The 20,097-nt window shown below is 45.7% G+C and carries 17 protein-coding genes and 1 rRNA gene; 14 read left to right on the forward strand and 4 right to left on the reverse strand.

Annotated elements, in window-relative coordinates; translation table 11 throughout:
- Positions 1 to 107: 107 nt before the first annotated feature.
- Complete coding sequence (locus MHI06_RS04295; RefSeq protein WP_340400572.1) at positions 108 to 1,451, forward strand: MFS transporter; 1,344 nt, start codon at positions 108 to 110, stop codon at positions 1,449 to 1,451.
- Between the two features lie 188 nt (positions 1,452 to 1,639).
- On the opposite strand, the gene MHI06_RS04300 is transcribed toward MHI06_RS04295, so the two are convergent.
- Together MHI06_RS04300 and MHI06_RS04305 are read right to left on the reverse strand one after the other, a co-directional pair.
- Positions 1,640 to 3,880, reverse strand: coding sequence for an S-layer homology domain-containing protein (locus MHI06_RS04300; protein WP_340400573.1), 2,241 nt, complete (start codon positions 3,878 to 3,880; stop codon positions 1,640 to 1,642).
- A 243-nt stretch (positions 3,881 to 4,123) separates the two neighbouring features.
- Positions 4,124 to 4,723, reverse strand: a complete 600-nt coding sequence (locus tag MHI06_RS04305; RefSeq protein WP_340400574.1) for a hypothetical protein — start codon at positions 4,721 to 4,723, stop codon at positions 4,124 to 4,126.
- 312 nt (positions 4,724 to 5,035) lie between these two features.
- Between MHI06_RS04305 and MHI06_RS04310 the strand changes: the two genes are divergently transcribed.
- From MHI06_RS04310 to MHI06_RS04320, 3 genes are all read left to right on the forward strand, one after another.
- Positions 5,036 to 5,518, forward strand: coding sequence for a GyrI-like domain-containing protein (locus MHI06_RS04310; RefSeq protein WP_340402048.1), 483 nt, complete (start codon positions 5,036 to 5,038; stop codon positions 5,516 to 5,518).
- A gap of 221 nt (positions 5,519 to 5,739) precedes the next feature.
- Entirely contained in the window at positions 5,740 to 6,189 is a 450-nt protein-coding gene (locus MHI06_RS04315; RefSeq protein ID WP_340400575.1) for a hypothetical protein, read from the forward strand.
- Positions 6,186 to 6,626 (forward strand): hypothetical protein, encoded by a 441-nt coding sequence (locus MHI06_RS04320; protein ID WP_340400576.1) that lies wholly within the window; start codon positions 6,186 to 6,188, stop codon positions 6,624 to 6,626. The genes MHI06_RS04315 and MHI06_RS04320 overlap by 4 nt, the downstream gene beginning before the upstream one ends.
- Positions 6,627 to 6,740: 114 nt before the next feature.
- On the opposite strand, the gene MHI06_RS04325 is transcribed toward MHI06_RS04320, so the two are convergent.
- Positions 6,741 to 7,145: a CBS domain-containing protein gene (locus tag MHI06_RS04325; RefSeq protein ID WP_062836321.1), complete on the reverse strand. Its 405-nt coding sequence runs from the start codon at positions 7,143 to 7,145 to the stop codon at positions 6,741 to 6,743.
- Between the two features lie 177 nt (positions 7,146 to 7,322).
- Here MHI06_RS04325 and MHI06_RS04330 point away from each other — a divergent pair, with 177 nt between their 5' ends.
- Complete coding sequence (locus tag MHI06_RS04330) at positions 7,323 to 9,422, forward strand: penicillin-binding transpeptidase domain-containing protein (protein ID WP_340400577.1); 2,100 nt, start codon at positions 7,323 to 7,325, stop codon at positions 9,420 to 9,422.
- Between the two features lie 113 nt (positions 9,423 to 9,535).
- Here the strand turns inward: MHI06_RS04330 and MHI06_RS04335 are convergent, their stop codons facing one another.
- Positions 9,536 to 10,291 (reverse strand): class I SAM-dependent methyltransferase, encoded by a 756-nt coding sequence (locus MHI06_RS04335; RefSeq protein WP_340400578.1) that lies wholly within the window; start codon positions 10,289 to 10,291, stop codon positions 9,536 to 9,538.
- A 278-nt stretch (positions 10,292 to 10,569) separates the two neighbouring features.
- Here MHI06_RS04335 and MHI06_RS04340 point away from each other — a divergent pair, with 278 nt between their 5' ends.
- The 9 genes from MHI06_RS04340 to MHI06_RS04380 all read left to right on the forward strand — a co-directional run bounded on the left by MHI06_RS04340 (position 10,570) and on the right by MHI06_RS04380 (position 19,941).
- Positions 10,570 to 10,986: a VOC family protein gene (locus MHI06_RS04340; protein WP_340400579.1), complete on the forward strand. Its 417-nt coding sequence runs from the start codon at positions 10,570 to 10,572 to the stop codon at positions 10,984 to 10,986.
- A 290-nt stretch (positions 10,987 to 11,276) separates the two neighbouring features.
- Positions 11,277 to 12,392 carry a hypothetical protein gene (locus MHI06_RS04345; protein ID WP_340400580.1) on the forward strand — a complete coding sequence of 372 codons (1,116 nt, stop codon included), beginning with the start codon at positions 11,277 to 11,279 and terminating at the stop codon, positions 12,390 to 12,392.
- Positions 12,393 to 12,403: 11 nt separating this feature from the next.
- A complete protein-coding gene (locus MHI06_RS04350) occupies positions 12,404 to 13,552 on the forward strand; it encodes a trypsin-like peptidase domain-containing protein (protein ID WP_340400581.1) in 1,149 nt (382 codons plus the stop codon).
- A 121-nt stretch (positions 13,553 to 13,673) separates the two neighbouring features.
- Positions 13,674 to 14,273, forward strand: coding sequence for a TetR/AcrR family transcriptional regulator (locus MHI06_RS04355; RefSeq protein WP_062836340.1), 600 nt, complete (start codon positions 13,674 to 13,676; stop codon positions 14,271 to 14,273).
- A 32-nt stretch (positions 14,274 to 14,305) separates the two neighbouring features.
- On the forward strand, positions 14,306 to 15,526 hold the full coding sequence (locus MHI06_RS04360) for an MFS transporter (RefSeq protein WP_100526411.1): 1,221 nt from the start codon (positions 14,306 to 14,308) through the stop codon (positions 15,524 to 15,526).
- A 139-nt stretch (positions 15,527 to 15,665) separates the two neighbouring features.
- The gene (locus tag MHI06_RS04365; protein ID WP_076333364.1) at positions 15,666 to 15,833 is read left to right on the forward strand and encodes a DUF3934 family protein; all 168 of its coding nucleotides are present in this window, start codon (positions 15,666 to 15,668) and stop codon (positions 15,831 to 15,833) included.
- Between the two features lie 165 nt (positions 15,834 to 15,998).
- Positions 15,999 to 16,430 carry a MarR family transcriptional regulator gene (locus tag MHI06_RS04370; RefSeq protein WP_340400582.1) on the forward strand — a complete coding sequence of 144 codons (432 nt, stop codon included), beginning with the start codon at positions 15,999 to 16,001 and terminating at the stop codon, positions 16,428 to 16,430.
- Between the two features lie 80 nt (positions 16,431 to 16,510).
- The gene (locus MHI06_RS04375) at positions 16,511 to 17,686 is read left to right on the forward strand and encodes an ABC transporter permease (protein ID WP_340400583.1); all 1,176 of its coding nucleotides are present in this window, start codon (positions 16,511 to 16,513) and stop codon (positions 17,684 to 17,686) included.
- Between the two features lie 702 nt (positions 17,687 to 18,388).
- Positions 18,389 to 19,941: ribosomal RNA gene (locus MHI06_RS04380) — 16S ribosomal RNA — on the forward strand.
- Positions 19,942 to 20,097: the final 156 nt, after the last annotated feature.

A 20,097-nucleotide genomic window follows, 5' to 3' on the forward strand; every position in this document is an offset into this window, starting at 1 on the left:
GATTGAAACAAGCGGAGCAGGAATGACTTCGCTTGTCTTCATTCTTTATAGCCGGATGGAAGAGATGGATGAATGAGATACAGGTTCGACGTAGGCGGAGGTGAGCCATGGAGATTTTCAAAAACAAGAACTTCAGTTTGATGTTTTTTGGCAGAATCTTGACCAATATTGGAGATAGTTTATACGCCGTATCCGCCATGTGGCTGGTCTACAATCTGGGAGGATCCTCATTTTATACAGGACTCGCAGGTTTTTTGTCCATTTTGCCGAAAATTATTCAACTGTTATCCGGACCAATGATAGATCGGATTCCGATTCGGGGGATTCTGGTATACAGTCAGTTAATTCAGGCCTTATTGTTATTAATTGTGCCGATTGCAGCGTACTATGATTTTCTGAGCGTAGGCTTGGTATTGGTGATCACCCCTATTCTGAATATCTGTAATACCTGGGTGTATCCGGTTCAGATGTCAGCTCTGCCAAGAGTATTGGAGAAACACCAACTCACGCAGGGCAATTCTCTGTTCTCCATCGCTTATCAGGGTATCGATGTGGCTTGCAATGCCATCTCCGGGATCCTCATTGTTGCACTGGGCGCGGTATCTCTGTATTTTTGGAATGCCATCGGTTTCTTCATAGGTGCGCTGTTATTCTCCCAATTGCGGATTGCTCCTTATATCATGGAATCGAAAATGAAGAAGGAACAGGATACATACGATGAGATCATTGAACCGGTGAACAAGAGTACACCGTCAAGAATGCGTTTGTTTTTTCGAAATTACACGGATGATTTAGTGAGCGGAATCATGCTGCTTACACGGTCGGCATTGGCCAAATTGCTCTTTGGCATTATGGTTATTAATGCTGCGGGAGGAGCGACATTCAGTGTGCTACCCATATACAGTGATGAGATCGGCGGAGCTGGTATCTACGGGTTGATGCTGATGGCACAGGCGCTCGGTAGTGTCATTGGCGCAACATGTGCACCGTATCTCAGACTGGAAAATGTGCGTTTGGGTCGGTTGTATTCTGTGGCATACATCATCTCCGGGATCGCTTGGATCGGATGTATATTTACCCCATGGAGCTGGCTGAGCATTCTGGTATACGGACTGGCCTGGGTTCCCGGCGGAGCCGTTAACGTCATCATCAATACCGTTGTGCAGAAGGGGGTGCCGCAGCAATATTTGGGTTTGGTTTTCTCCGCGACGATGGCTTTAAGCGGCATAGCTATGCCAATAGGCAGCTTGATCGGCGGTACGTTGGGGGTCTGGCTACAGAGTTCTACAGTCATTACCTTATGTGGAATTACCGTTGTTTTGGTAGGTGTATACTGGATGTTCGATCGCGTATCCCGCAACCTTCCCAAGACGGAGCAACTGGATGAAGGATATTTCAATTTCACACCACGTGGCGGCACGGCTCGCTCCAATAGCGAAATGGGGGTTTAACGCTGACACAGCATAATAAGCCCGTCGTTTATCTCTAAATTTCATATGTGAAAAAAATAAAAAAGGCACCTCCAGAATGGTATGAGGATAACGCTTGGTTATCCCGTACCTGTTCCGTGAGGTGCCCTATTTAGGTTAGTTCATATTGAATGCTACCTGAGTAATGGCACATTACAGGTTAATTGTTGTTACTCCGTATAGTCACTTATCGCAGTGTGCCCTGCCTCTACACTGATCCAATAGGAATAATCTTTGCGTACTTCCACATAGAGGTTAAGTTCCTGCGCATCAAGGTTACTTACCGTTAGTTTAAAATTGCCATAGGCATCTGTTGTAACCTGCTGCGTCTGGATGTGGTTTACAGCAGGCGAAGGACCATAAATTTTGATCGGCATTGTCTGGTTAGCATACGCCGGGAACGTACCTTGAAGGACCAGCGTGTGCTCGGCAGAATAGACTGCTTTCATAGTCTGATCCGGAAGCCCGCCGTTCTTTTCGTTTTCGGTAGCTTCAGTAACATTCTTCGGTCTGCCCCGTAGTTCGAAGCCTTTTTCCTTCAGGTTCTGGAGAAAAACAACGGCCTCTGCCCGGGTCAAGGATTCATGTCCCGCATAACCTTGCACCGTAGCTGCCGTTTTGCCGGATGAGTAGCCCATGTTCAGCAGATACCGGATGGCATCTTCATCCTTGATATAATTTTTACCGCCAAGACCAGATACAATCACAGCTACTTCTGTCCGGTTCAAGGCATGATTGCGCAACTTCGGATTTTGCTTGCTGGCATCCAGATTCAGATTCAACGCGGAAGCATAGGTATAGTAACGATCACTCCAGATGTTCCCTTTGGCACCTTGTCCCTCCACAGCATCAATACTCTGAATGACATCGGAATTCGCATACAGCTTGAACAACATGGAGAGGAATTCGGCTTCACTCACCTGATTGTTGGGTTTGAACGTTCCATCCTCGTATCCACTGACCATCTCCTGTTGAACGGCCCATTGAATGGCATCTTTCGCCCAATGTGTACGGATATCAGTTAATTGGGGGATTCCTGTGACCGTAACAGAGACAACCGCTTCTTTCCCTTCAAAACGAATCCGGATTTCGGCTTTACCGGCCTGAAGTCCGACTATTTTTCCATCCTTGATGGCAATGCGATCTGACGTCGTGGTGAAGGAAACGTTAGACTGTGGAACATAGGATGTTCCGTTATCATTCACGGCAGTGATCGAAGGCAGATCAATCTGTTCTCCTGCTCGAACGTTCAGGTTTTGTTGTCCTGGCGTTATGCGGGTAAGAGTGGTATCTTGAACACCGTCAACATGGAAGAAACGCGTGGAGTATGAGATTTCCGCTGCTGTACCGTTCTTCTTTTGCAGACCTGTAATTCGAATGTTGAACGTATCGCCGTTCTTTAACAATTGCACATCATCGGGACGGAAGATAATGGCGTATCCATATCCATATCCACCTGTCTCTACATTGAAATAGGCTTGATTAAACCATTGTGTATCCGCAGGGTCCACATTGTAATAACCGGTTGGAAAGCCACTGTTCTGGTTCTTGGCATTAAAGGTCCACGTACGTTGATCGGAAGTCCGAGTCATCTCGACCTTTACGTCAGACAATGATGGCTTCGCGAATACATCTGTATTCAGTTGAACAGACCAGGCCTGTGTGCTGCCAAAGGCTTCGATTGGAAAGGCGCCCTGATTTGGGAACAGACTGTAGTTAAACGAAGTTCCCCCAGTTCTGCTCTTGTCAAATACCTGCATGGCACTATAGTACTGATCATATGTCTTGCCTGCTTCACTACGAGTGGCGAGTCCAAATCCGATTCGTTGCAGTTGTGGACTCAAAATCCAGCGCCGATGACCGAGTCGATCAATATTGGAGGCATCTGAATCATCCATGTAGGCCTGGATGCTCTTTGTCAGGACGTTATTCTTGGCACTGCTGGTAAGATACAGATTGGAGCTGCTGGCAGACTTTGAACCTGTGTCAAAGAAATCTTTTGGCATATCTCCTGGCTGTTTTGGATAATGGGACAGGTACCCACCCGTGGAGACCACAACAGCCCCATGCTGGGCTTGACGATTCAATGTAGGATCAAGGACGAGATCGCCCTGTAGACCTGTGATAAAACGATAAAAGTTGGCTGCGTTCAGCCCCTGTTTCAGATAGGCATCATTTACCACACCAGCAGAGTAGGGAGCACTTGTGGAAGGTGTCTCTGTATACAGGGGAGATGTATCGTTGCCATTCATCCACTGATTCCACTTCTGGACAATCTCCTGCTGACTTCGCTCTGGCAGCAAACTGTCGATCTGTTCTGCATGTGCCGCTTGAGCACCCCATAACAGAAACAACAGGCCTGCCAAGGGCAGTGCGAACAGCGAATGCATTTTACTTTTCGGATAAACCATGTTTCCAACCCCTCTCAATTCTGAACGTACGAAGAACATATGCATGTACAGCATCATGCTATATTCATCGTCATTACAGTTGGTTTTGCTTAGAGAAAGGTATGGAGTGCATGGGTCGAGCGTGTGAATTAGGGTATTTGAATTAGCAGGAATGGTGGTTCAATTTGTGAAAAAAAGAGCACACGCTACCCTGCTAATTCGGGACAGCTTGTACTCTTTCTACATATGTATCTACTTTTTTAGTCAAAGACTCAGGTCGAAATCAGGCTCACACATATAATCTAAAGGGTACAGATCATTTCGGGACGAGATTAGTGCACGGAAATGCAGGTAAAGATTATCAGGTTGCACCACAACGCCACCAACACGATACGGAACAAGTTCAGCTACTACAAACACATCTTCCGCACGATTACATTTAAAAAGAACGTTCTTCGGATGAATGACTTCCTCCAGGTAACTGTATGTCATTACGTGAAATGTTTGTCCGCGCCAGTTTGTCTTGATCACTTTATAGGATTGTGTGCGAACCAGATCCAGATAACGTTCCAGCTGGAACGTATGCTCAAATTGCGTAATGTAACCTTTTTTGTCCACGTCAATCGTAAACTCGACATCATAGCTCACATGCATTTCATCTTTATAAGTTCCGTTCATGATCTTCATGGCGTCAAAGTGTGATCCGAATTCTGGATCTTCCACATAGGGAATGGTAACGAGTTCAGGATCAACATGATCTGTAATCTGGCTGTTACTGGAAGGTGGGGTGTAATACTTCGATGGCTGAAGATCAATCGATCCAATCATGCTTCCAGGAAAACCGGGGCTGCAAGATATTCGCATAGTCATCTCCTTTAAATTTAATCAGTAGTTAGACGAACGTCTAGGGAGAAAGTTGCACCAGAATAAGGAAATGAAGGACGGGAAAGAGCCTGCATACTCTATCCCTCTGTATTGAGCAGGAACGATTGGTAGGTAAGTTTTCTTTTCATATGGACAGGAGTACCTGCGTTATTTCCAATCATTCCTCTCTTTTGATACAGTATCTGTAGGACATAACGGAGATACATACCGTATATGAAACAATGGTTTCATGAATGGGTCATGGAGAACCATGCCCCATATCGCTCTCGGAGAGGAGTTCATCTATTGAATGTGAATCATAATGTGATCGAACAACAGTCTCTTACCTTTGTCGGCATCAAACGAACGTTCTCTTGTGTGGATGGTGAGAATTTAAGAGAAATTCCTAAGATGTGGCAGGATGCTTTGGCAGACGGAATTGAGGAACGTTTAAACGGGTTCAATAACGGGGCCATTCCCGGTTTGGTGGGCATCTGTATTGATCAGCGAGAGCTGCAGGACAAACAAATGGAGTACTGGATTGCTACCTCCCACGCAGGTGAAGTGCCTGAAGGTTTGGTGTCCATCGAACTTCCCGCGTCCCATTGGGTTGTATTTGAAGCTGAAGAACTAGAACCGGAAGCGATACAACGGTTGTGGCACTATATTATGACAGAGTGGTTTCCTTCCACTTCATATCAGCATGCAGGGATTCCGGAACTTGAAGTGTACAGAGGTCACGGCGCACCACCGCAAGTGTGGATACCTGTGGTTGTTCAAAAAGTCCGTTTTTGATTACGAAGGATGCCTGGAGGCATCATCAGCATCGAATATGGCATTCAGCCGAAATAAGTGGGAGGCTTACGAAGTATGTTTCCTTTGGAAACATTGCGGTTGCTCACGTAGTTTTCCCTACGCTCCGCTACTCCATTTCTACCTTCATCCCATCTTCTTGGTACTGAAAACCGCTCTTTTTGAACATGTATTATGAGCAAAATTGAATTTGGAGGTCTACGATGTTATCCAATAAAGTGATTGATCATTGCCGGGAGCAAGGCTGGTGGCATGAAGATGTTCCAGCAGAATACGAAGAGGCAATGCGAAAGCTGGAGATTGATCTTCAGTCGGATTTTTCACAGTTTTATCTACATGCAGAGGATGGGCCGACCTTCTACAGCAGGCATCAGGAGTTGTATCAGATCTGCTGGTTTATGGAGAATACCGTATATATGGAAGACGTGACTGTAGCACAGCTCACATTGGGATTACCGGAAGCGTATATTCCACTGGATAGTTTTGAAGGTGAGGGTGGATTCTTCTACAACCGTCAGACGGGAGAAGTGGTGCTGGTGGAATTAGGCGAGTCCATCGAACGATTTCTTAATGGTGAGAGTAAGCCGCAGTGGCTCAATTTCAATGATTTTCTGGAGTGGTATTTCGTACTGGAGGAGGAGATGGTGCAATGAAAGATCTCACACCGGAACATGCCGAACTGGAGCGACAAATTATTGAAACGGTAGAAGCTGGTAATGTGCTGGATGAGACGCAGCAGCATGAACAAGCACTTATCTATTATGATCAGGCATGGGGCATGTTGCCCGAGCCGAAGATGGAATGGGAGATTGCGAGCTGGATCGCATCCTGTCATGCGAATGCACATATCGATCTGAAGCAGTATGGACTGGCGAAGCCGTGGGCTGAGATATCGTTAAGTACGCGGAGTTCGGATAGAAGTACAAGTCCGTTGATCGATCTCGGTATGATCTGCATGAGGCTTGAACAGCATGACGAGGCATATTCGTATCTGCATCAGGCGTATGAGTTCGGCAAAGAGCGTGCATTTCAAGGAAGCCCAAGGGACGTATTGATTTATTACAAGGAAGAGCGGGCTAAACGCAATTAGAGTGATTCCGACCATACCTTGAAATGGAAAGGGTACTCCAGTCGGCCAATGATTGACCATAGGAGTACCCTTTCGAGTTGAGTATTCGTTTATTACAGGATGTTTCACTTAAATCTAATCCGAAATGTTACGCGTATAATATTCGATAATATCCTTACGACGGATAATACCGAGGAAGACACGATCGACATCTACCACGGGCACAAAATTTTGGTCTGCTGCAAGTGTCAGCATATCCTCCATTTCAGCCTCAATGTATACACATTCATTATATACCCGATTGTTAATCTCATGGACTTGAACCTGATCCATCGTATCAAAAGTCAATCCGGGTGTATTTCGCATTTTCCATAACAAATCGCCTTCGGAAAGGGTAGCAACATATTTTCCATCCTGGTCAATCACGGGAATGGCGGTGTAGTGCTGCGATTCCAGTTGCTCAATAGCATCTTTCATGGAAGCGGTAGACTTGATATAGGCCACTTCGGCTTTGGGGAGTAAAAAATAGCTGATTTCCATCATCGGGCTCCTTTTCAGCCTTTTGCATAGCAAAAAAGCTTTAGTATGTAATCTCACTCTTCTTATTTAAACATATTATGTGAGCTTTCGGCTATTTTTAATGATAAATTCGTCAGATTTGTTTCATTGTTTAAATGGCTCTGGAAATCTATAGTGTATATTAGAGGTGATGTAACCATGAAATCCAAACGTAAATTAATGTACGGACTGCTACCCATCTTATTTGCAGGTGGAATCGGAATGTATCTATACATGCAGAATAACAATAACAATAACAAAGAAGCAGAAGCCAAGCCCCAGACCACCGTGAATCAGTACATAGAGCATCTGCAGAAAAAAGAGTATGACCAGCTGTATACGTTGATGACGCCTGCTTCGCTACAAGACTCGGGCATGAACAAGGAACAATTTGTCGAAAAATACAATGCGATCTATTCAGGTATGGAAGTATCCACCGTCAAGGCGGAGGTTAAACCTGTGGATGTTGCCGAAACGGCGTCTGATGACAGTAAGACAGCTGCAGAGAATAAAGACGCGGATACGTATGAAGTGGACTATGACCTGCAACTGACAACCTTTTTGGGAGAAGTTAGTGAGACACATACACTGAAACTGGTCCGGCAGGAGCTTGAGGATGGGAGCAAAAACTGGCAAATTAACTGGCAGCCTTCGTTGATCCTGACTGACATGATTAAGGGTAGCAAGGTACGTGTGAGAACACTGTTCCCGGATCGTGGAAACATTGTGGATCGTGATGGCTTGCCGCTGGCTACCCAGGGTACGATGAATGAATGGGGTATTGTACCTGAGAAACTGGGTGATAACCCGGATCAGATGATTGCTCGAATCGCGAGCCATTATCAGATTTCGGAAGATGCCATTCACAAGGCGCTTGCGCAGACATGGGTGAAGCCGGAATATTTTGTTCCGATTGCTTCCACGGAGGAGTTTGACGTACCAGCGTCTTTAAGCGGGGTTACGATGCAAAGCAAGGAAATCCGTTATTATCCACTCGGTGAGGCAGCTGCACACCTGATTGGTTACGTGCGCAAAGCCACCAAAGAAGATCTGGATAAGGATACAGAAGGGTATTATCGCGCAGAGGATTGGATCGGCAAAGCAGGCTTGGAGCAGTCCATGGAGAAACAGCTGCGCGGTGAACGTGGCGGTCTGATTGAAATCACGGATGAGTCCGGCAACTCCCGCTCCGAGCTTATTCGTAAGGATGCTGTAGACGGACAGGATGTGCAACTGACGATTAGCTCCAAACAACAAAAGCAATTGTATCAGACATTATCCAGCGGAGGAGACGCCGGTGCGATGGTTCTAATGAATCCGGCGGACGGTAACCTGCTGGCGTTGGTCAGTGCGCCTTCCTATAACCCAAACAAGATGGTTACAGGACTTACTCAGGCAGAGTGGGATGCGTACTCGGCAAATGAGAAGCTTCCTTTTATCAACAGAGTCACTACCCGGTATGCTCCGGGATCAACCTTCAAAGCGATTACAGCCGCAGCGGGTCTGATGGAGAAGGTGACCACAGCGGACAAAACACATGATATTTCTGGTTTGCAATGGCGTAAAGATGATAGTTGGGGCGGTTATTATGTCAAGCGTGTGAAGAGTTTATCTCCGGTGAATATGGTCGATGCACTGGTGTACTCGGATAATATTTACTTTGCCATGGAAGCGATCGAGATGGGCAACGCCAAGTTTATTGATGGGATCCAGAAGTTTGGTTTTGGCGATAACTTTGGACTGGATGAACTGTATCTGAAGCCGAGCCAATATGCCAACGAAGCAAATCTGAATCTGTCATCTGAGGTGTTACTCGCTGATACGTCCTACGGGCAAGGGGAGATGTTAATGTCCCCGATTCATCTTGCGTCAGCATTTACACCTTTTATTAATGAAGGAAAACTGGTGAATCCTGTTCTGATCGAGGGAAAAGAAAGCACTGACCCTGAGGTGATTATTACTCCGGAAGCCGCTAATACGGTTAAGGATGCTTTGGGAGAAGTTGTTTCCCGGCAGGGAGGCACCGCCCATACCTTGAACTCAATATCTGGAGGGCTCGCGGGCAAGACGGGAACAGCGGAACTGAAAGCGAAGAAGGGAGAGAAGGGGCAAGAGAACGGATTTTTCGTGGTGTTTGATACCGACTCTCCGACCTTCCTGTTATCGGCTGTAATTGAAGAGGTGAACGGCCGGGGCGGAAGCCACTATGTCGTGGATAAATTGAAGCCTTTCTTGGAGAAGTTGGAGATTACGCAGTAACTCTGATTTAATATATAGCCTCGCAAGCATAATAAAAAGACCCGGTCTCCATGTTATAGTTCGAACATGAGACTGGGCCTTTTTTTGTTTCATTTTATTCAATATGGAATCATTTATTTCCGAGCAGTAATCATGAAGCGTGCCGAGTTGGTACGAATGCCCTTCTCGTCGTGATTTTCTTTCACAAACTGCTGGAATCGCTCAAAGTCAGTGTCTACCTTTCCAAAATCAGGAATGATGGGTGCATGGGTTAGGAGAAACATCAAATCTTCGGGTGTAGCGTAATGCTCCACTACATTATATTCACGGGCCTGAATGTCCTTGAAACCTGCTTTTTGAAGTTCATGCTTGTATCGTTCCATCAATGTGCCAGGTTGAATGCCAAGACTTTGTCCACGGCCAAAAGCTTCTGAAATGTTGGATTTATCATGTTCACTGACCTGCTGGGTTAGAAATATCCCGCCCTCAGCGAGCACTCTGAAGACTTCTGAAGCAGAGAATCTGGAGTGTCTGGATGATACTACTTGAAAGAAATAATCTGGAAATGCCAGTGTCTCTGCGTCCATATACAGAAAGCGTACATTGGGATGGGCTCCCGCAGCGAGAAGATTACGCTGTGCGGTATCAATCATTCCTTGAGCAAGGTCGATTCCCACCAATAACAAGGCTTCTTTGGCAATGGACAGAATAGCTTCTCCACCACCCGTCCCAATATCCAGCAACAAGTCGGATGATTTTGTATGGCGAACAACTTCCTCATAGAAGTTCCATCCGATGTTCTCTGAGACAACATTCAGAGAGCTGAAGTTCCAGCCATTCGTCCGGCCTACTCGTTCATAAAAGTCAGCGTAATCTATTTTGTTTTTCATTTTTATGTTCCTCCAATGTGAGTTTGTTTGAATAGGACAAGAGAGTTGTGCGAAATCGTTCTATTGTAAATGGTCGAATCGGATCAAATGGACAGACGTGTCCCTTGATAGCTGGTACGCGTTTTGACCCAGCCCGACGACTAATTACTTCGAACAATACGGAGCAACATCCGTGTCACCTCACAAGTTGGAATGTCTCCATTATATTCAATTGACAGCGTATTCGCGAGGTGTTATTTTGAGGTGGAATGTATTCTATGAGTTCGAGGTGATCCATGGTGGCTATTCGTGCTAAGCAGATTTTTGTCAATTTACCTGTCCAAGATTTGAAGAAATCCGTTGAGTTTTTTACCAAGGTGGGGTTTGAGTTTGACGCCAATTTTACGGATGAGTCCGCTACTTGTATGATCATCGGGGAAAATATTTACGCCATGCTTCTGGTGGAGGAACGTTTCCAATCCTTCATCTCGAAAAAAATCTCCAATGCTGCTGATACAACCGAAGTCATCGTTGCCCTGTCTGTAGATAGCCGTGAGCAGGTAGATGAGATTGTACAAGCTGCCCTCGATGCAGGAGGGAAGCCATCCAACGAACCACAGGATCATGGATTCATGTATGGATGGAGTTTTCAAGATCTGGATGATCACCTGTGGGAAGTTTCCTATATGGATCTAAGTGCTTTTCCTTCGGAGTGACAAAATGAAAATAACTAGAGCCTTCCTATATTAAAATAGGAAGGTTTTTTGCATCCAGTATGACTCGTTCAAACGTGATATCTATAGAACATATGGTGTATTTTACCTTTTTGCTATATGATAAATGTCGATTCACGTTGGCGATTTGAATCGAAGCATGCAACATGCTGAAGTATCAGAGAGTGAAGGTTACATATGTTTTTTTAGATGGAGGGATCAGGGTGTATTGTCACGTATGTGGGACGAAAAACAGCCCGGGGGATAACACGTGCAGAAAGTGTAGTGCCAAATTGAAAGAAACAGCACCAGCCGAATCACTATCCCGGCAACAACAACCTGCACCAAGGCAAGAAAGTGCCAATCAAGGTCGTACATTTAGCTGGGTCATTCCCCTGCTATTGGCAGCGGTAATGGGCGCTCTGTTGACGTACTATTATAATCAGGAGAGCGGTATAAACGCAGAGGTAAAAGCGCTGCATCTGCAAGCAGAACAAGCTGCACTGGACGGAAAATACAAAGAGGCTTTGCAACTGCTGGATACGGCTCTCGCGAAACGCCCGAATGTGGATGCACTTATACAGGATCGCCAAATCACGGCGAAAGCGTTCAATCTGATGAATCAGTTGAACGAGGCTTCAACAAGTCTGAAAACAGGAAAATTGTCCGCAGGAGACAAGACAATTCAGGCTGTATCCAAAGTGTTGAAGGAGCGAGAGGAGCCGGTTTTTGCCAAAGTCCGTGCCGCATTAAGTAACAGAAAGGTCACGCTGGCTGTACTGAAGGTGAAAAAGGAGATTGATACTTTGACGACGGTTGAGGGTCTGGCAGAGAAACTCAAAACAGTATCAAACTTGAATGGCAAGGAAGCCGAAGCAGTAGGGAAGCAGATTGTAGATAAACTGACCGGTATTAGCTATAAACAGGCGGAGCAGCAAGTGAAGAAAAAGAATTTTACAGCAGCACTGCAAACCGTTGATCAAGGGCTGTCTTATGCTCCGGAGGAAGTTAAACTGACAACGTATCGAGAAGAGATATTGCGTGAGAAGAAGGCATTTGAGAAAGCGGAAGAAGAACGTATCCTGTTAGCGGAACAACAAGCAGCTGAGGAAGAATTGAGAAATCGCACAGGAGCAGTAAGTGTTGTAGAGCTGACAGCGGAACTGGACATTTATGGTGATCTACATATTAGTGGGATGGTAACTAACAAGGGTACACGCCCGATCTGGTCAATTGCACTGATAATCAATATTAATAGCACGGATGGTGATTATATTGGTGAGACAGATGCATATGTTTATCCAGTCACACTGGGTACCGGGGAGCAGGGTTATTTTGAAACCTATTATTATGGTGTGTACGAAGCAGCAGACGTATCTGTTTCGAGTGCAACATGGTATCTGGAGTAGGGGGAGTTAGAATGTCCAAAAGAACCTGGAGTACAATCCTATCCAGTGCAATCATTATCGGGGCTGGGGCAGGAGGCGTGTTATGGATACATCAGCACTCGGCTGATGAATTGGAGGTTGGTCCCAGATTGGCTGTCGTCACTGCAAAGGAGGTTGTAACCCCTCAAGCGAAGTCTGCCTCCAAGACAATCGTGAAGAAAACGCGTAAACAGATCATTGAAGAGAGTCAGAAAAAAGTGGTTACGATTGAGAGTAGCAGTGGATTGGGTTCCGGTTTTCTATACAATGAACAGGGAGATGTTGTGACTAACGCGCATGTCGTGGAGGGATCAAAGGAAGTGACCATCCGTACGTTGAATCATGAGGAATATAAAGGTACGGTTATCGGGATCGGGGAAGAAACGGATGTTGCTGTCATCAGAGTACCTGATTTAAAAGAAGTACAGCCGTTGCCCATTGCGAAGTCTAAAGCGGAAGTTGGAGATGAGATTCTGGCGCTTGGCAGCCCGTTAGGCTTCGAAAACACGGTAACAACGGGAATCATTAGCGGTGTCGAACGCAGTTTCGAGATTGCACCATACATTTATACGAATATGTACCAAATCTCCGCGCCCATCACCAACGGTAATAGCGGTGGCCCATTGATTAATGCAGAGACGGGTGAAGTGCTTGGTATTAATTCAACTGGGGTAAAACAGGAAGCCGGACTGGGATTTAGCATCCCGATCACTAGTGTGTTGAAGCAGGTGCAGGCATGGTCCAACAATTCGTCCATCACAAAAGCTGTCCAAATGGTAGGTGAAGGTACTTCGAGGTTATCTGCTTCTTCTATTGAAGCCGAGTCACTGGTTACTGACTTTTATAGCTATCTGAACTTGAGTGACTATGTCGAATCCTATGCATTACTCGGAAGTGACTGGCAAAGCGGCACAACTTATGCCAAATTCCGTGAGGGGTATCTTAACACCGGTTATGTGGTTATCGGGGAGGTCTCGTCTGAAGACAAGGGTAATGATGAGATAGAAGTCACCGCCGTCATTACAGCAGATGAACGTAGGGATGGCGACTATGTAACGGCGAAATATAAGGTTACGTATCAGGTTGGTTACGAGAATGGTCAACTGAAAATATTACATGGTCAAGGTAAAAAGATGAAATGAATCAGGTAAGGAGAGTTGGCATAATTGCCGATTCTCCTTTTTCATTGCTTATATTCAATGCATCTGTTAAAATACAGAACGAATGTTCAGTATGCATGGGACGGAGTGAAATGGAATGAATATGAATAAAAAACAACTTCAAACCGAGCAGACCAAGAAGAAACTTGCGGATGCTTCCAAAGCCCTTTTTGTACAAAAAGGCTATAAAGCGACGTCCATTGAGGATATTGTAGCTGCGACGGGCAGCAGCAAGGGCAATATATATTACCATTTTAAAAGTAAAGAAGGCCTGTTCCTCTATTTAATCGATGAGTGGGATCGGGAGTGGGAAGCGAGTTGGGCGGCCAAAGAACATCTCTACCGCACCTCCACGGAGAAGATCTACGGCTTGGCGGAACAATTGATATTGGATGATATGAATCATCCTTTGACCAAAGCAGCCGATGAGTTCTTCACTGGGGAGAAGAAAGAAAATGATATCGAGGAGCGTATCTCCTTGATGTTTGAGCGGCATCTTCAATTTAACAAACAAATGATCGAACAAGGCATTGAGAGCGGTGAGTTCAAAGCAGACAATGTAGATAATCTTGCGCTCATATTGGAAAGTACCATTATTGGTCTTAGCCAGATGTCACGGGGTATGGAATCCGATCAGGCTCTCGCTCTATATCGTCAGGCCGCTAGTGTATTCTTGCACGGGATTGCAAAAGATAAAGATTAAGCAACATTTTGACAACTACGGAGGATGGAATCATGGCATTACTAACACGGAACAGGGGCGCATTGCTGCTGTTAATGTTTAATATTTTTCTCGTTTTTACAGGTATTGGTCTGGTTGTGCCGATCATGCCTGCGTATATGGATCTACTGCACATCACCGGATTCACGGTTGGTTTGTTGGTAGCCGCGTTCTCCTTCACCCAGTTTCTGTTCTCCCCACTTGCGGGTCGATGGTCGGATACATGGGGACGTAAAAAAATTATAGTCGGCGGTATGCTGATCTTTGCCGTATCCGAGTTTATGTTTGGTGCGGTCAATGCACCAGTGCTGCTCTTCGCAGCCCGGATGCTTGGTGGTATTGGAGCCGCGATGATCTTCCCTGCAGTTATGGCATACACCGCGGATATTACAACAGAGGAAGAACGCGGCAAAGGTATGGGTTTGATTAATGCAGCCATTACAACCGGGTTTATCATCGGTCCGGGAATTGGTGGGTACATTGCGGACTTTGGCATTCGAATTCCGTTCTACGCCGCTGGGGTTGCCGGTCTGCTGGCATCCATCATTACATTGATTATTTTACCGGAATCTGCACGAAGCACAGGAGAACAAAGTAAACCGATCCCTGGCTTAACGAAGGTCAAAGCTCCGGGTATGGTATCTCAATTGCTGAATTCGTACCGTGAACCATACTTTTTCAGCTTGATTATTGTATTTGTTATGGCATTTGGTCTGGCGAACTATGAGACGGTATTTTCACTGTTTGTGGATCACAAGTTTGGTTTTACGACAAAAGACATTGCATTTATTATTACATTTGGTTCCATCGCGGGTGCGGTTGTGCAAGTATCCCTGATCGGTTGGTTGCTCAATCGGTTTGGTGAAAAGATGGTCATTTCGGTCTGTCTGTTGTTTGTAGCGGTATTTGTACTGTTGACCTTGTTTGTGCATACGTACTGGCTCATTCTTGTCGTAACATTTATCGTGTTCCTGGGTATGGACATTTTACGTCCGGCGATCAGTACACAGATGTCCAAACTGGCACAAGAACAACAGGGCTTTGTGGCCGGACTGAACTCGGCGTATACCAGTTTGGGGAATATCGCAGGTCCAATCGTAGCTGGAGCATTGTTCGATGTGAATATTAACTATCCTTACGTTTCGGCAGCTGCCGTTCTGGCGATCTGTTTCCTGTTATCCTTACGGGTACTCAGAGGGGTCAAAACGGTGAAACAACCGAAGCCTGAAATGTAATTGTCTCTTGAAAAGAGGTAAGAGCATCGATTTTTGGTATAATAAGAATTGCTGGAAGTGAATTAGATGGGCTAGGTTGCATAATAAGTTACCGAGGACGGTCATTTTTAAGCATATACAGGATTATTGGAGTGATAACATGAGCAAAGCAAAAGGAAAAGGCGGCACTGGCCGCGGTACTGGCAAAAAAGGCTGGAACCGTTGGCAAGCAGCTGCTAACCGGGCGAAAAGTACCCCGAAGCCTTATAAAAGTAAAGGTACGAAGAAGAAGGACGATACCGAAACTTCAAGTGGCAAGCCAGAGTAAGTCTGGCTTGACGATGCAAGAGGAGAGAGCTGCCTGACTATCGGGTGGGTCTCTTTTTGTGTGAAAATATAAAAAATTAAATTGACAGTATTGTAGATATGGTAATAATATAGAGCTTACGCAAATTAGATGGTAGTGCTACTATATGGAGAAAGGAGCATCAGCATGCCTGTTAATATGGATGAAAATCCACTTGGACTGATTTTGTCACGTACGTATCTGGCATACAAAAAAACAACAACCAGAAATCTGAGTGAGCAGGATATTACTCCGGAACAATTTGCCGTTCTGAATGAATTGAGCAAGGCGGGAAGCCATATATCACAGAAGAAGCTGGCTGAATTAACGGTTCGGGACCAGACAACTGTGGGTAAAATTATAGACAAGTTAATTCGCAAAGGTCTGGTGACGAGAGAAGAAGATCCACAGGACCGCAGAGCGGTATTGCTTTGTTTGACGGCGGAAGGACTGGAAATGAATAACGTTCTGACACCAAAGGCAAAACAGCAAGAGCAAGAGGCACTTGCCGAATGTTCCCCTGAAGAGCTTGAAGCATTCATGATTGTGATGAATCGGATATATGAGAAGATGAAATAAATTTTTTTGGTCTAATATGTGCATGTGCATATATATGTAGTGCAATTATTTTGATTTTAACTAATGGGAGTCGTGAACAAATGAAAAGCTTCAAAGAATTTCTGAAAGTACCACAGACAAAAATAGGTTTGGTATTCGCGTTGATTGTTCCGTTGTTATTTGTTGTGATCTGGATGACGGGTTATCATCAAGCCACGGAGAGAGTAGATCAACTTCAAGTTGCTCTGGTGAATGAAGATGGGACACAGGGGACAGAGGTACAGAAGCAGATTGAGACGCTTGCGCCGTTCCAGGTAAATGTGCTGGATTCTGCGAAGGAAGCCGAGCAACAGATGAATGCAGGTAATTATGCCATGGTTATTGTGATTCCGGAAGGGTTTGCTGACCAGATTGGCGGCGGTACAGACGCAAGCTTGTCCTTTTATATCAATCAGGGAAATGCGGATGTAGCCAAATCGATTGTGGAACATGCTGCGAACGGAATGACTGCACAAATGGGTCAAGGGATTCTGGAATCCAAGGTTCAAGTGACACTCAATAACGATAGTATGAACAGCGAAGACTTAAGTGCAGCCATTGGACAAGCGATGGCGAAGATGAATGAAGGGCCTGTTAAGGCTGAGATTAATAAAACGAACAGTGTCAGTGATTTTGCAACATCGATGCTCCCCATGATTCTGGGTTTTATCACCTACATTGCTTCAATGACCATGAACATTCAGTTCAATATTACGTCGAATATCATGAAGCGTAACCATTCTAAATGGGAAATCTTCTGGGGACGACAAATGCTGTTATTGTGTATAGCAGTGATCGTTCCCCTAATTGTGGATACAGTAGCTCTACAGTTCACGGATGTTGCGAGCTCCTTCGGCGCTTTGTACCTGTATCATGTGCTGGTGAGTCTGGCTTGTATCTGTTTTACACAAATGAGTTTTGCCCTGTTTGGCAATGCAGGCCCTCTATTTAATGTAGCGATGGTTCCGCTCCAGTTGATGACCGCAGGAAATATTATTCCAGCCGAGATGCTGGCGCCATTCTACCGTTATATTGGAAACTTTCTACCTGCTTCCAATGGGGTACAGGGATTTATGCGTTTGATCTATAATGCAGAAGCAGTGGGGGGATACATGGTTCATCTACTGTTGATCTCAATTATAACGTGGGGAATTACGTTGCTGAGAGTTGGCATGCAAAAAGCAGGTAATGGACAAATGACCATGACGCCTCCAGCATCAGCACAGGCACAGCATTAAAATTTTCTTTCTATATAATCTACTAACACACAGAAAAGTGGTTTGCGTACAGTTATATGCGCGCACCACTTTTTTGTTTATCTTCTATAATACTGCTACTTATACTGGTGGGTGGTAACTTTAAGTGTACCCCTGTAATCTTGCATGACGTTGATAAAGGATAGGTCATATTGAGCTTATTAATGAAGCTAAAATATATCAGAGGAGATTAAGTGTTAATAATTCTAAAAACAATTAGAGATGTATTTCGTTGTATGAATGGAAAGAATGTCATTTAGGCAATAATAAACTTTACAACTGAGATAGAGTAGAGCAATGCAGTAAAGGTAGTCAATTAGCGGTAAAAGAGTTTTAATAAATTAAGTGTTGTAATTAATATCTATACGTGATATATTATTAATCCGGCCAAGAAAACACAGTTTACACGGTGCGGCAAGCGAATGGAATAAGCTTCGAAAGAAACTTAAAAAAAGAGCTTGCAAAGTTGGTTCGGACATGATAATATATAAGAGTTGCTGAAGAGAACGACGTTCGGCAGCGAAACAAGTTTGATCTTTGAAAACTGAACAACGAGTGAGTAAACATTCTGCTTACAGAATGAACGCGAAAGTTTGAGACAAGCCTTGGCTTGAATCGACTGGAGCACAAATGAGATTTTTAATCTCGTCAGATTCAAAATGAGTTTATCGCTCTTTTCAATACTTATTGGAGAGTTTGATCCTGGCTCAGGACGAACGCTGGCGGCATGCCTAATACATGCAAGTCGAGCGGACTTGAAGAGAAGCTTGCTTCTCTGATAGTTAGCGGCGGACGGGTGAGTAACACGTAGGCAACCTGCCCTCAAGTTTGGGACAACTACCGGAAACGGTAGCTAATACCGAATAATTGTTTTCTTCGCCTGAAGAGAACTGGAAAGACGGAGCAATCTGTCACTTGGGGATGGGCCTGCGGCGCATTAGCTAGTTGGTGAGGTAACGGCTCACCAAGGCGACGATGCGTAGCCGACCTGAGAGGGTGATCGGCCACACTGGGACTGAGACACGGCCCAGACTCCTACGGGAGGCAGCAGTAGGGAATCTTCCGCAATGGGCGAAAGCCTGACGGAGCAATGCCGCGTGAGTGATGAAGGTTTTCGGATCGTAAAGCTCTGTTGCCAGGGAAGAACGCTTGGGAGAGTAACTGCTCTCAAGGTGACGGTACCTGAGAAGAAAGCCCCGGCTAACTACGTGCCAGCAGCCGCGGTAATACGTAGGGGGCAAGCGTTGTCCGGAATTATTGGGCGTAAAGCGCGCGCAGGCGGTCATTTAAGTCTGGTGTTTAATCCCGGGGCTCAACCCCGGATCGCACTGGAAACTGGGTGACTTGAGTGCAGAAGAGGAGAGTGGAATTCCACGTGTAGCGGTGAAATGCGTAGATATGTGGAGGAACACCAGTGGCGAAGGCGACTCTCTGGGCTGTAACTGACGCTGAGGCGCGAAAGCGTGGGGAGCAAACAGGATTAGATACCCTGGTAGTCCACGCCGTAAACGATGAGTGCTAGGTGTTAGGGGTTTCGATACCCTTGGTGCCGAAGTTAACACATTAAGCACTCCGCCTGGGGAGTACGGTCGCAAGACTGAAACTCAAAGGAATTGACGGGGACCCGCACAAGCAGTGGAGTATGTGGTTTAATTCGAAGCAACGCGAAGAACCTTACCAGGTCTTGACATCCCTCTGATCGATGCAGAGATGTATCTTTCCTTCGGGACAGAGGAGACAGGTGGTGCATGGTTGTCGTCAGCTCGTGTCGTGAGATGTTGGGTTAAGTCCCGCAACGAGCGCAACCCTTATATTTAGTTGCCAGCACTTCGGGTGGGCACTCTAGATAGACTGCCGGTGACAAACCGGAGGAAGGTGGGGATGACGTCAAATCATCATGCCCCTTATGACCTGGGCTACACACGTACTACAATGGCCGGTACAACGGGCTGCGAAATCGCGAGATGGAGCCAATCCCAACAAAGCCGGTCTCAGTTCGGATTGCAGGCTGCAACTCGCCTGCATGAAGTCGGAATTGCTAGTAATCGCGGATCAGCATGCCGCGGTGAATACGTTCCCGGGTCTTGTACACACCGCCCGTCACACCACGAGAGTTTATAACACCCGAAGTCGGTGGGGTAACCGCAAGGAGCCAGCCGCCGAAGGTGGGATAGATGATTGGGGTGAAGTCGTAACAAGGTAGCCGTATCGGAAGGTGCGGCTGGATCACCTCCTTTCTATGGAGAATCGTTTCCTGCAACGGAAACATTCAAATAAGCAGCTTAGCTGCAAAACACTCACTCGTTGTTCGGTTTTGAGAGCTCAAACTCTCAAAACAGCTTGCTTTTGCATGGAGCTTGTTCTTTGAAAACTAGATATCGAAACGAAACAAA

Source organism: Paenibacillus sp. FSL H8-0079, from assembly GCF_037991315.1.
Taxonomy (GTDB): domain Bacteria; phylum Bacillota; class Bacilli; order Paenibacillales; family Paenibacillaceae; genus Paenibacillus.